Source organism: Robbsia andropogonis (genome assembly GCF_034047095.1).
GTDB classification, from domain to species: domain Bacteria; phylum Pseudomonadota; class Gammaproteobacteria; order Burkholderiales; family Burkholderiaceae; genus Robbsia; species Robbsia andropogonis.
The window spans coordinates 2,347,459-2,360,241 of sequence record NZ_CP139170.1; the positions used below are offsets into that span (position 1 = coordinate 2,347,459).

General features: G+C 62.2%; 10 protein-coding genes. 2 read left to right on the plus strand and 8 right to left on the minus strand.

Translation table 11 applies throughout. From position 1 onward, the window contains the following. The first annotated feature begins 438 nt into the window (after window positions 1-438). Window positions 439-1,836 (plus strand): isocitrate lyase, encoded by a 1,398-nt coding sequence (gene aceA, locus SJQ66_RS23735; protein ID WP_082102846.1) that lies wholly within the window; start codon window positions 439-441, stop codon window positions 1,834-1,836. A 142-nt stretch (window positions 1,837-1,978) separates the two neighbouring features. Here aceA and SJQ66_RS23740 read toward each other — a convergent pair whose 3' ends face one another. Further along, entirely contained in the window at window positions 1,979-2,413 is a 435-nt protein-coding gene (locus SJQ66_RS23740) for a universal stress protein (protein WP_024901228.1), read from the minus strand. Window positions 2,414-2,662: 249 nt separating this feature from the next. Continuing rightward, a complete protein-coding gene (locus SJQ66_RS23745; RefSeq protein ID WP_320534618.1) occupies window positions 2,663-3,304 on the minus strand; it encodes a gamma-glutamylcyclotransferase family protein in 642 nt (213 codons plus the stop codon). 108 nt (window positions 3,305-3,412) lie between these two features. On the opposite strand from SJQ66_RS23745, the gene SJQ66_RS23750 reads away from it, so the two are divergent. Further along, complete coding sequence (locus SJQ66_RS23750; RefSeq protein WP_320534619.1) at window positions 3,413-4,516, plus strand: aldose epimerase family protein; 1,104 nt, start codon at window positions 3,413-3,415, stop codon at window positions 4,514-4,516. Between the two features lie 147 nt (window positions 4,517-4,663). On the opposite strand, the gene clpB is transcribed toward SJQ66_RS23750, so the two are convergent. From clpB to SJQ66_RS23780, 6 genes are all read right to left on the minus strand, one after another. Then, a complete protein-coding gene (clpB, locus tag SJQ66_RS23755; protein WP_046153367.1) occupies window positions 4,664-7,264 on the minus strand; it encodes an ATP-dependent chaperone ClpB in 2,601 nt (866 codons plus the stop codon). A gap of 290 nt (window positions 7,265-7,554) precedes the next feature. Then, on the minus strand, window positions 7,555-8,028 hold the full coding sequence (moaE, locus tag SJQ66_RS23760) for a molybdopterin synthase catalytic subunit MoaE (RefSeq protein ID WP_301290898.1): 474 nt from the start codon (window positions 8,026-8,028) through the stop codon (window positions 7,555-7,557). 19 nt (window positions 8,029-8,047) lie between these two features. Beyond that, on the minus strand, window positions 8,048-8,305 hold the full coding sequence (moaD, locus tag SJQ66_RS23765; protein ID WP_024901233.1) for a molybdopterin converting factor subunit 1: 258 nt from the start codon (window positions 8,303-8,305) through the stop codon (window positions 8,048-8,050). A gap of 19 nt (window positions 8,306-8,324) precedes the next feature. Next, window positions 8,325-9,629, minus strand: coding sequence for a molybdopterin molybdotransferase MoeA (locus SJQ66_RS23770; protein WP_024901234.1), 1,305 nt, complete (start codon window positions 9,627-9,629; stop codon window positions 8,325-8,327). A 207-nt stretch (window positions 9,630-9,836) separates the two neighbouring features. Next, window positions 9,837-11,396: a threonine synthase gene (gene thrC, locus SJQ66_RS23775; RefSeq protein ID WP_320534620.1), complete on the minus strand. Its 1,560-nt coding sequence runs from the start codon at window positions 11,394-11,396 to the stop codon at window positions 9,837-9,839. Window positions 11,397-11,421: 25 nt separating this feature from the next. Beyond that, complete coding sequence (locus SJQ66_RS23780) at window positions 11,422-12,777, minus strand: homoserine dehydrogenase (protein ID WP_046153368.1); 1,356 nt, start codon at window positions 12,775-12,777, stop codon at window positions 11,422-11,424. Window positions 12,778-12,783: the final 6 nt, after the last annotated feature.

Below are 12,783 nucleotides of genomic sequence, written 5' to 3' on the forward strand. Positions count from 1 at the left end.
ACAGCGAACATGACGGTCTTCTCTTGATAAGGAGATCGTGCCGTTCCTCGAAACCCCTCGACACGCTCCGTGCATGCCGAGGGGTTTTTGCATTGCCTTGTCGGTACGCGCGGCGTACCGGTAACGCACGCCTTCCATTCCGATTCATCGACCTCCAAAATTCCACAATGTGGAATTCTTGTGCGCTGCATGAAACTGTGTGCCGCAACGCACCATCATGATTTTTCACGATCCGATGCTCATTTCACAATACGATATTTACGTTGCATGTCATTGATTAATAAATATAAAATTTTCATGATTTGATTACTTGAGTATTGCCTCCCGCGCTGTCATCACGCCTAAACTTGTTTCCACGGACGACGCATGACGAGCGTGGCCCGCTCGACACTGCGTCCCAAGCGTTTCCGTTTTATTGACCTTGCCTGGAGAGACAGCATGACCGACAACCATCGCCATCAAGACTCATACGATCAGGAGTCCTCATCGAATAACCGGCACGCCAAGCTGTATGACCGTGATGCATGCGCGGCGCTGCGGCACGATTGGGCGGTATTGCCCCGTTGGGCCGGCATCAAGCGCGGCTACGATGCCGAGGAGGTGATTCGTCTGCGTGGGTCCGTGCAGCCCGAATACACGTTGGCCAAGCGCGGCGCGGGGCGCTTATGGTCGCTGCTGCAGCGTGGGCCATTACCACCAGGTTCGGGCCATCATGGTGTCGACCGGCCGTTCGTGAACGCATTGGGCGCATTGACCGGCAACCAGGCAATGCAGCAGGTCAAAGCCGGACTTCAGGCCATCTATCTTTCGGGCTGGCAGGTTGCCGGCGACGCGAACCAGGCCGGCGCGATGTATCCCGATCAATCCTTGTATCCGGTCAATTCGGTGCCGCAAGTCGTGCGCGCGATCAACAATACCCTCACCCGCGCGGACCAGATCCAGTGGGCGGACGGTACCCGTCCCGGGGACCCCAACTACATCGATTATTTCGCACCAATCATCGCCGACGCTGAAGCGGGCTTCGGAGGCGTCCTGAACGCGTTCGAACTGATGAAGGCCATGATCGAGGCCGGCGCCGCCGCAGTGCATTTCGAGGATCAATTGGCATCGGCCAAAAAATGCGGCCATCTTGGCGGAAAGGTATTGGTACCGACGCGCGAAGCCGTCGGCAAGCTGCTGGCCGCGCGACTGGCAGCCGATGTCAGCGGCGTCCCCACGCTACTGATGGCACGCACAGACGCACAGGCGGCGGACCTGCTGACGTCCGACATCGATCCCGCCGACCACCCGTTCCTGACCGGCAAGCGGACCGTGGAAGGCTTCTATCGCACGCATGCGGGGCTTGAGCAGGCTATTTCGCGCGGCCTTGCCTATGCCCCCTATGCCGACCTGATCTGGTGTGAAACCGGCAAGCCGGATCTCGCCGAGGCGCGCCGGTTCGCCGAAGCGATCCATGCGCAATTTCCCGGCAAGGCATTGGCCTATAACTGTTCGCCATCGTTCAACTGGAAACGCAATCTCGACGACAAAACGATCGATCGTTTCCAGCATGCGCTGGCCGAAATGGGCTATACGTTCCAGTTCATCACGCTGGCTGGCTTCCACAGCCTGAACTACAGCATGTTCGAGCTGGCGCACGGATATGCCCGCGAGCAAATGCGCGCCTTCGTCACATTGCAGGAAAAGGAGTTCGGGGCGGCGGAACGCGGGTTCACCGCGGTCAAGCACCAGCACGAAGTGGGCACCGGCTATTTCGATGCCGTCACGCAGACCATCGAACGCCAGTCGTCTACGACCGCGCTGGCAGGATCGACGGAAGCCGAGCAGTTCAACTAGGCGGCAAGCCTTATCCGGCGCGTTGCGGGCGCTATGGCTGGCGGACGCCTACAGGCACCCGTCGGCCAGCGCGGCGGGTGCCGAAAATGGGATCGAAAAACGGGTTTCGGGCGCAAAGCGATGTCCGGCGCGACGGGATCCCTCACCGGTATATCAAGACGGGAATCCGCGTGTGGGACAGCACACGTTGCGTTTCGCTGCCCACCAGCATGCGCGCCAGGCCATGGCGTCCGTGAGACGCCATCAGGATCACATCGCAACCCTCGCCTTCCGCCGCCTCGATAATGCCGAGATAGGGGGACGCATGCGTGCTTATGCGGGTATTGCACCGCACGCCACGCGAAGCGGCCAGCGACGACACTTTATCCAGATGCCGCCAGGCATCCCGTTCACAGCGCAAATGAAAATCCATTGGCGGCTCGACAATGACCTCGGTGAAAGGGGACACGGGGTATTCCGGCAGACACGCATAGCCGGTCAGCGTACCTCCCGTCGTGGCAGCCAGTTGGACGGCGGCATCCACCGCCTTTTGCGACAGTTCGGAACCGTCGGTGGGTACAAGGATGTGCTTGAACATGGCTGAAGCTCCCGGTCGGAGGAACGCCGTTGATAGTGCGCGATTGCACCATGTGCCAGCGCGGATGGACATGACGCACGGTCAGATGCCGAACCAGGCCGCAGGTCCATTCTAGTACGTCGCGCGCCGCGCCAAAATGCCATGGCAAACGTCGCCGCCTCCTCCGTCGAGCCTCGCCGACAACCTCGCGTCCGGCGCACCGGCATGGCGATTTTTCAGGTCACGTACGCATGCCGGTTCAATATCGCCTCATGCGTTGGCGCCGCCCGAGCGTGCAAGGCGATATGCGATCCAGTCGCCGCCTGGAATGACGGGCAAGCCACGACCGGCCTGAATGTCGACCGGATAGAAGAAGCATCTCAAACAGGCCGCCCCCTCCCGCTTGACCATCACGCCGGTACGTGGCGCGTGCACGCCGCCTGGAAGCACCTGCATGGACCCTGCAAACGCCGTGCTCCGTGTTGCCGTGGCCGGCGTGTCACCCAACCACGCGATATCCGCCACGTCGACCTCATCCCGATAGAACGCTTCGCGACCATCCGGACGAATCCCCTCGATCTCGTCCAGAATGGGAAGCAAGGCGCGATCGATGCGGAAGATATCGCCCACGACCTGTGTCCCGGCTGGTGGCGCGACCCCGGCATACGAAGGGGATGCACCGTCTGGCAAGAGTCCGGGCCAACTGCCAAAGTCGACCAGTTTCCCCTTGACACGTCCTCGTGCGACAAGCACCGGTGCGGGGAGTTCCGGACGACCATGGCGCGCGGCGGCCAATCCGATATCGTTGATCTCGCCATACCGCAACGTGCCATAGACGAATACGTGGCAAGCCGACTGCGCGGCAGCATCTGCATCGGTCGCAGACGAAAGAGATGCGTCGTTACGGCTCACGGTAGAGGCATGGCGGAGCGGACAATGCGCATAGACTAGCAAAATGGTCGCGCGCGTGCTGGCGCGCGTTTGCAACGGACAACACGACTTCAGGAGAACACAACCACCATGACGACTATTGCATGCGAAGCCCGCCCCTGGGGCACGATCAATGGTGGCACGACGGTGCATCAATTCACATTACGTGCCCGAAACGGTGCCCGCGCGGTGGTCAGCAACCTGGGGGCGACGCTATTGCAGTGGTATGCGCCCGATCGCAATGGTGACTTCGACAATATCATCCTGGGCTTCGCCACGCCGCAAGCCTATCTCGACAGCAGCACGCACATGGGCGGCACGATCGGCCGCTACGCCAACCGCATCGCCGATGCGCGTTTCACATTGGACGGCCGGGAATACACGCTGGATACCAATGATGGTACCAATACGCTGCACGGCGGCTATCACGGCTTCGATCGGATGGTCTGGGAGCATGCGGTCTCCCCGGCAGGCGACGGCGTCACTTTCACGTTGCACTCTCCTGACGGCGACAGTGGCTTTCCGGGAGCGTTGACGCTGACAGTCCGTTATACGTTCGACGGCGCGTCGGTACGCATCGACTACGACGCGCAAACGTCCGCCCCCACGCCGTTCAATGTGACGAATCACAGTTATTTCAATCTCAATACCACCGGCCACCCCGAGGATGCCGGCACGATCCTGGATTACGTCGTGCGCATCGACGCCGACGCGGTCCTGCTACCTGACGTGCACGGTATCCCGCAGCGGCAGGTGCCGGTAGCGGGATCGGTCTTCGATCTGCGCGATGGCGCCGCGGTGGGCGCGCGCCTGGCCACACGCGATCCGGCCCTGGTGGCAATGCACGGATATGATCATTGCTACCTGCTCGCGGCGCCGGACCGGATCGAAACACCGATACGGAACGTTGCAGAAGCCATCGACCCGCACTCCGGACGCCGGCTGCAGGTATCGACGACGGAACGCACGGTGCAGTTCTATACCGCGGCCAACCTCGGTGGCGTCATCGATGGACGCGGCCGCACGCTGCAGCCACATGCCGCCCTGTGTTTCGAGACGCAGGCGCAGCCAAACCAGATCAATACGGGCGATGCGGCTGGCGTGATACTCCGTCCTGGCCACACGTATCGACAAACGACGGTGTACCGCTGCGATGTTGTCACCGCGAATGCCAGGAAAGCGATTCACAACTGACGACGGCCCGCGCTCAGGCATTGTCACTTGATGCGTCACCATTGACGTCGGGCACGAACGGGCCACGCTCAGGCACGACAAAATGCCCCCATGCACGGCACGCTCGTGGCGCATGGGGGCATCGGTACAACGATAAGACGACACGCTTTAGTGGACGATCCGCTCGAAGGAAAACGCCCCTTCATTGAAATCGACCGGGATGACGTCCTTCGCGCCAAACTTGCCGCTCAGGATCAGCTTTGCCACCGGATTCTCGATCTCCTGCTGGATCGCGCGCTTCAACGGCCGCGCGCCGAACAAGGGGTCGTACCCGACCTTCGCGATTTCCGCCAGGGCGGCGTCGCTGACATCCAGTTGCATATCCATCTTTGCCAGGCGCTCGGTGAGCACGCGTAACTGGATCTTCGCGATGGCCTCGATGTTCGAACGATCCAAAGCGTGGAACACGACCACTTCATCTATCCGGTTCAGAAACTCCGGCCGGAAATGCAGTTTCACTTCGTCCCATACCGCCGAGCGAACCTCTTCCTGGGGTGCATCCACCATCGACTGGATCAACTGCGACCCGAGATTCGACGTCATCACGATCACCGTATTCTTGAAGTCCACGGTGCGGCCCTGTCCATCGGTCATCCGGCCATCGTCCAGCACCTGCAGCAGAACGTTGAAGACGTCCGGATGCGCCTTCTCGATTTCGTCGAGCAGGATAACGCTGTACGGCTTGCGTCGTACGGCCTCAGTCAGGTATCCGCCCTCCTCGTAGCCGACATAACCAGGCGGCGCGCCAATCAGCCGGGCCACGCTGTGCTTTTCCATGAACTCGCTCATGTCGATCCGGATCAATTGTTCTTCCGAATCGAACAGGAAGCCCGCCAGGGCCTTGCACAGTTCCGTCTTCCCCACGCCCGTCGGCCCGAGGAACAGGAAGGAACCATATGGCCGATTCGGATCCGATAAGCCGGCGCGCGAACGACGGATCGCGTCCGCCACGGCGGTGATCGCCTCATCCTGGCCAACCACGCGCTCGTGCAGCTTGTCTTCGATATGCAGCAGCTTGTCACGCTCGCCCTGCATCATCCGCGACACCGGAATACCGGTGGACCGCGACACCACTTCGGCGATCTCCTCGGCGCCTACTTGCGTGCGCAACAGGCGCGGACGTGCCGCCTCGCCGGTACCCTGATTCGCTTCGGCCTGCGTCGCGTCCTTCAGCCGCGCTTCCAATTGCGGCAACTTGCCGTATTGCAACTCCGCGACCTTATCCAGGCGGCCTTCCCGCTGCAGCTTGACGATATCGGCACGTACGCGCTCGATTTCTTCCTTCAGTTGCGCGCTACCCAGCACCGCCGCTTTTTCCGCGGTCCAGATCTCTTCGAGATCAGCATACTCCCGCTGCAAACGTTCGATTTCATCCTCGATCAGGCCGAGCCGTTTCTGTGATGCCTCGTCCTTCTCCTTGCGCACTGCTTCACGTTCGATCTTCAACTGGATCAGACGCCGATCGAGCCGATCCATCTCTTCCGGCTTCGAGTCGATTTCCATCTTGATTCGCGATGCCGCCTCGTCAATCAAGTCGATCGCCTTATCCGGCAGGAAGCGATCGGTGATGTAGCGATGACTGAGTTCCGCCGCCGCGACAATCGCCGGATCGGTGATTTCCACGCCATGATGCAGCTCGTACTTCTCCTGCAAACCACGCAGGATCGCGATGGTAGCCTCCACCGAGGGCTCATCCACCTGGACACGTTGGAAACGCCGCTCCAGCGCCGCGTCCTTTTCGATGTACTTCCGATATTCGTCAAGCGTGGTCGCGCCGATGCAATGCAGTTCGCCACGGGCAAGCGCGGGTTTGAGCATATTGCCCGCATCCATCGCGCCCTCGGCCTTGCCGGCGCCCACCATCGTGTGGATTTCGTCGATAAAAACGATTGTCTGGCCCTCGTCCTTGGCCACGTCGCTGAGGACGGCCTTCAGCCGTTCCTCGAACTCGCCGCGATATTTCGCGCCCGCGAGCAATAACGCCATGTCGAGCACCAACACACGCTTGTTCTTCAACGACTCCGGTACTTCCCCATTGACGATCCGTTGCGCCAACCCTTCCACGATCGCGGTCTTACCCACGCCCGGCTCACCGATCAGGACGGGATTGTTCTTGGTCCGGCGTTGCAGGATCTGGATGGCACGACGGATTTCGTCATCGCGCCCGATCACCGGATCGAGCTTGCCCGACCGTGCCCGTTCGGTCAGGTCCAACGTGTATTTTTTCAACGCTTCGCGCTGGCTCTCGGCGTCGGCGCTATTGACCGGTTCACCGCCCCGCACCGCTTGCACGGCGGCATCCAGCGTCTTGCGGCTCAGGCCATGCTCACGCAACAGCCGGCCCGCATCGCTCTTGTCGTCCACCAGCGCAAGCAGAAACATTTCAGTCGAAATGTACGCGTCGCCCTGCTTCTGCGCTTCCCGGTCGGCCTGATTGAACAAGCCGGTCAGTTCGCGGCTCACCTGGACGTTGCCGTCCGTGCCCTGCACCTTCGGCAAGCGATCCATCGCCTGCGTGACAGCCGCTTGCAATGGTTGCAACTGAACGCCGGCACGCGAAAGCAACGACCGCGTCGAACCGTCGGTTTGCGCCAGCAAGGCAGCAAGCAGATGCAGCGGATCGATATATTGATTGTCGCGACCCACCGCGAGACTTTGTGCGTCGGCAACGGCTTCTTGGAACTTGGTTGTCAGCTTGTCGATTCTCACGGAGACCCTCCAGGCATTTCAGCATTCGTCTTGAAATTCATGCTTCCTAGATGCGGCGGCTGGTAATTATTTCAAGAGCGCGCGACGAATTCTTTCGTCGTCGTGGCGCTGATCAAGCCTATCGACCAAATGGACACCTTGCGTCTGGCTCCAAGCGTGCTGGCAGGCTTGCGAAAGGGCTTACAAGAACATCAGGCATCCTCATGAGATTTTTCACATGCCAAGCGTGCCAATATGCACTTCGTGGTGCCCACAAGACGGAAAACACATTGCCGGACGCGCTCATCAGCCTACCCTCCGCCCCCCCACCGACTGCGCGCATGATCATCCGTTTCCCGCGCGTCGACCCACCGCCGCGCCCCGCCTGTCCCCTCCTTCTTCCAGAACGGCGCCTCGGTCTTCAGATAGTCCATGATGAACTCACAGGCCGAGAACGCTTCACCGCGATGCGCGCTGGCGACGGCCACTAGCACAATCTGGTCGGTCGGCCGCAACGGGCCGCCGTAGCGATGGATCACCGTCACCCCCTGAAAAGGCCAACGCCTTGCCGCTTGCGCCACGATGTCCGCCAGTGCCCGTTCCGTCATCCCGGGATAGTGCTCGAGTTCCAGCATGTCGACTGCCGCGCCGCCACTGATGTCGCGGACCGCGCCGACGAAGGCCACCACGGCGCCGGCTCCGGGGTGCGCAACGCGAAGTGCAGTCAATTCCTGTCCCGTGTCGAAATCGGCTTCCTGAACCACGATGCGGATGGCGTCGCTCATCGTTCGTCCTCCCTGACCGTCAGCCGCCCGTGACCGGTGGAAAGAAGGCCACTTCGCATCCGGGCGACAGGCGCGTCCCCGCGCCCGTCATTTCGTGATTGCATGCCATGCGTAACGGCCGTGTCGCCGCGAGCGCATCCGCCCAGACGCCGCCACGCTGGCACAACCACGTGCGCACGTCCCCCACCGTGGTCACGGCATCAGGGACGGCAACCTGCTCTTCGGCGGTGCCGACAGCCTCCCGCAGGCTGGCGAAATAACGTAAGGCGATTTTCATGGCGTGCGTCTCGCAAGCATTAGAACAACAGGTCGGAAAACGGGAGGTAGCGCACCGGATCGCCTGGTGCGATGTCGCGTCCCGGTGGATTGTCCACCAGGCCATCGCCCCAGACCGTCGAGGTCAGGACCGCCGAACTTTGCGTCGGGTACAGGTCCAGGCCACCGCCGGCATTCAGGCGCACGCGCAGGAATTCGTTGCGCCGATCGCCCTTCACGGCGAAGTCCGCACGTGCCTGCAGGGCCTTCGGCGTGACATCCGATACGCCTTGCAAGCGCAGGATGAACGGTCGAACGAAAAGCAGAAAGGTGACAAAGGTCGATACCGGATTGCCTGGCAGTCCGATAAAAAACGTGCTGCCGGCGCCGGGTGTCCGCAGACTGCCAAAGGCCAGTGGCTTGCCCGGTTTCATGGCGATCTTCCAGAGCGACAAGGCACCTTCCGCTTCCACCGCCGCCTTGACATGATCTTCTTCCCCCACCGATACCCCGCCACTTGCCAGCACGAGATCGTGCGAGGACGCGGCATCACGCAGCACCGCACGGGTGGCGTCGAGCCGATCCGCGACGATGCCGAAGTCTGTGACGTCGCAGCCGAGCGCCTGCAGCAGGCCCCCCAACGTGTAGCGATTCGAGTTATAGATGGCGCCGGGTTCCAGCGCGTCGCCCGGACGGCGCAATTCATCGCCGGTGAACAGGATGGCCACCTTCAAGCGCGGCACGACCGGCAAGGCTCCCACACCAACCGACGCGGCAAGCCCAAGGGCCTGCGGCGTCAAACGCGTTCCGCGAGGCAGGATGACCGCGCCGGCCCGTATGTCTGCGCCGCGCCGATTGATCCACTGCCCGGCGCGGGGGGGACCATCCAACACGAAACGAACCCCGTTGGCGTCGACCTTCGCCTCTTCCTGGATCACAACGAGATCGGCATGCTCCGGCACCGGCGCGCCGGTGAATATTCGCGCGACCGACGCCGGTGCCAGCGGCCCCGGCGCGGCGCCCGCCGGAATGCGCTGGGACACCGGGAAAGGCTGCCCCAACGGGGTGACATCAGCATGATCACCAGCGGCAGCCCCGATATGCACCGCGAGCTCTGCAAGCCGCACCGCATAGCCGTCCATCGCACTGACGTCCATGGGCGGAACATCGATGGGCGAGATGATATCCGCCGCGAGCACCCGCCCCAGCGCGGCTTCGGTCGACACCGTTTCCGCTTCCGAATACCCGGCGTAAGACGCCTTGCCGTAGGCGCCATTCCCACCATCGCCCGGCGACGTGCCAGCGGCCGCCAGCAAGATCCGCAACGCTTCGGCGGTGGATAGCATCGGTGCGTGGCCGGCAGGCGGTGTTGCCCGCACCGAGCGTGTAGACCCCGACTGCGCACCTGCGGGCGTGCCAATTTCATTCGGGCGAGGCGTGACGTCTTCTGACATGGCTTGGAAAAACAGGAGCAAAAATAGGAAAGTCGCGAGCGGCGGCCCCGGTGTCAGACAACGTCCAACACCTTGCATGCGTGGCCCGCCACCGGCCGCTCAGTCCCCACCAGTATGCGCCGTAATGAATGCCTTGACCGCGTCGACATCCGCCGGGATCACCGTGCTGCGCTGCGGCAGCGCCTCGATACCCGCGAACGCATGCGGCCGCTCGGGCTCACGCCCCAACGCTTCCTTGATGGTCTCGCCAAACTTCACCGGCTGCGCGGTCTCCAGCACGATCATCGGCACACCGGCTTCCAGGTATTGCCGCGCAGTATGCACACCATCGGCCGTATGGGTATCGATCGTTGTCTTGTAACGCGTGTCGATGTCACGGATGACGGCAAGACGCTGCGCGTGATCACTGCGGCCGGAAACGAAACCGAAATCGGCAATACGGTCGTATGCCGCGGTGCCGGCCAGACTAAAACCGCCCTCACGGTCGACCTTGCCAAACAACGTGTTCAGGGCCGCACCGTCGCGATCGAGCAGATCGAACACGAAACGCTCGAAATTCGACGCTTTCGAGATATCCATGCTCGGGCTGCTGGTCTGCAAGGTCTGCGCCGCCGTCCGCACGCGGTACTGGCCAGTGCGAAAGAACTCGTCAAGCACGTCGTTTTCATTCGTCGCGACCACCAGCTTGCGGATCGGCAGCCCCATCATCCGCGCGATATGACCAGCGCAGACGTTGCCGAAGTTACCCGAGGGCACCGTGAACGACACCGGGGGCATCGCGCCCTCGATGTAGGACAGGCCTTCGGTAGCCGCGAGATAGCCCTTGAAGTAATACACCACCTGCGCCACGACGCGAGCCCAGTTGATCGAGTTCACCGTGCCGATGCGATGCGCCGCCTTGAAGGCGTGGTCGTTGGAGACGGCCTTGACGATATCCTGGCAATCGTCGAACACCCCTTCCACCGCGAGATTGAAGATATTCGAATCTTGCAGGCTATACATCTGCGCGCTTTGGAACGGGCTCATCTTGCCGTGCGGAGACAGCATGAACACCCGCACGCCGCGCTTGCCGCGCATCGCGTATTCCGCGGCGCTGCCGGTATCGCCCGACGTCGCGCCCAGGATATTCAGTGTCTCGCCCTGCCTGGCCAGAACATACTCGAACAGGCTGCCCAGCAACTGCATCGCCATGTCCTTGAAGGCCAGCGTCGGTCCGTTCGACAATTCGAGCAACGCCAGCGTCGTCTTCCCGGCGCCGCCCGCCACGGGCTCCTCACCGAGCACCTTCAGCGGCGTGATGTCGGCGGCCCGCTGGCCATCGCGCAGATTGCAATAGACCTCGGATGTGTAGGTCCGGCGCAGCAGCCCGCGCAGATCCTCGGACGGCAGATCGTCGCAATACAGCGACAGCACTTCGAACGCCAGATCGGCGTATGACAGCGTGCGCCACTTCTCCAGCAGCGCCGCATTGACCTGCGGATAGCGCGCCGGCATGAAAAGGCCGCCATCGGGCGCCAAGCCTGCCAGCAGGATATCGGAGAAACGTGCGACGGCCTCGGCCGGCTTGCCGTCGACCGACGTGGCAAGCGCGCCGGCTGCCTCGGGCGCGGCGCTGAAAGCATGTCCGGCGCGGGGGGCTCGGGTGGAAACGTAGTGCATGGAGGGCCTTTTACGGATTTCGCTTTTACAGGTTTTCGGTGCGCAGCAGCGACACAGGCGACTTGACGCTCGGCAACGCCTCGATCTGCGCCAGCGCCAGACGCAGATTGCCTTCGACCGTTGCATGGGTCAGCACGATCAGGTCGGTCTCGCCCTCGCCTTCCCGCGATTCCTTCTGGATCAGCGCATCCACCGAGATGCCGCGGTCCGACAGCAAGGTTGCAATGGCCGCCAGCACGCCCGGCTGATCCGCTACACGCAGGCGCAGGTAATACGCGCTGGTGATCTGGTCGATCGGCAATACCGGCAGGTCGGACAGCTGATCCGGTTGGAATGCCAGGTGTGGCGTACGGTGCTCCGGGTCAGCCGTATGCAGGCGCGTGACGTCGACCAGGTCGGCGACCACCGCCGACGCGGTCGGCTCGGCGCCCGCGCCCTTGCCGTAGTAAAGCGTCGTACCCACCGCATCGCCCTGCACCGCCACCGCATTCATCGCGCCTTCGACGTTTGCGATCAGCATCGATGACGGTACCAGGGTCGGATGCACGCGCAACTCGATGCCCTTGGCAGCGCGACGGGTGATGCCAAGCAGCTTGATGCGATAACCGAGCTGCTCCGCGTATTTGATGTCGATCGCATCCAGTTTGCTGATACCTTCGATATGCGCACGGTCGAACTGGATCGGCACCCCGAAGGCGATCGCGCTCATCAACGTCAGTTTATGCGCCGCATCCACGCCTTCCACGTCGAAGGTCGGATCCGCCTCAGCGTAGCCGAGGCGCTGGGCATCCGCCAGGGCGGTCGCGAAATCGAGCCCCTTCTCACGCATCTCGGACAAGATGAAATTGGTGGTGCCGTTGATGATGCCGGCAATCCACGTAATGCGATTCGCGGTCAGGCCTTCGCGCAGCGCCTTGATGATCGGAATACCACCGGCCACCGCGGCCTCGAACGCCACCATCACCCCCTTGCGGTGCGCGGCCTGAAAGATCTCCATGCCATGAACGGCGAGCAATGCCTTGTTCGCCGTGACCACGTGCTTGCCGTTTTCGATCGCCGTCAGCACCAACTCCCGCGCGCGGTCGGTACCGCCGATCGTCTCGATGACGATATCGATGCCGGGGTCGCGCACCAGGGCGTCGAAATCACTGTCGATCAACGGCAGGTCACCCGCGCCCGATCCGGTTTCAGCACCGGCTTCCCGCGTCACGATCGCGGCCAGCGCGGCCTGCGCCTTGGCTGGCGTTCGCACCGCGATGCGCGATACTGCAATGCCCCGTCCGGCGCGCCGCTTGATTTCTTCCTGATTCCGGCGAAGCACCGAATACGTGCCGCCGCCAACGGTTCCAAAGCCCAGTAGGCCTGCTTTGATCGATTCCATACAGCA

Bases quoted from the DNA above. Each gene is read 5' to 3' on its own strand.
- aceA (WP_082102846.1), top strand. From the start codon at position 439: ATGACCGACAACCATCGCCATCAAGACTCATACGATCAGGAGTCCTCA.
- SJQ66_RS23740 (WP_024901228.1), bottom strand. From the start codon at position 2,413: ATGTTCAAGCACATCCTTGTACCCACCGACGGTTCCGAACTGTCGCAA.
- SJQ66_RS23750 (WP_320534619.1), top strand. From the start codon at position 3,413: ATGACGACTATTGCATGCGAAGCCCGCCCCTGGGGCACGATCAATGGT.
- moaE (WP_301290898.1), bottom strand. From the start codon at position 8,028: ATGAGCGACGCCATCCGCATCGTGGTTCAGGAAGCCGATTTCGACACG.
- moaD (WP_024901233.1), bottom strand. From the start codon at position 8,305: ATGAAAATCGCCTTACGTTATTTCGCCAGCCTGCGGGAGGCTGTCGGC.
- SJQ66_RS23770 (WP_024901234.1), bottom strand. From the start codon at position 9,629: ATGCTATCCACCGCCGAAGCGTTGCGGATCTTGCTGGCGGCCGCTGGC.
- thrC (WP_320534620.1), bottom strand. From the start codon at position 11,396: ATGCACTACGTTTCCACCCGAGCCCCCCGCGCCGGACATGCTTTCAGC.
- SJQ66_RS23780 (WP_046153368.1), bottom strand. From the start codon at position 12,777: ATGGAATCGATCAAAGCAGGCCTACTGGGCTTTGGAACCGTTGGCGGC.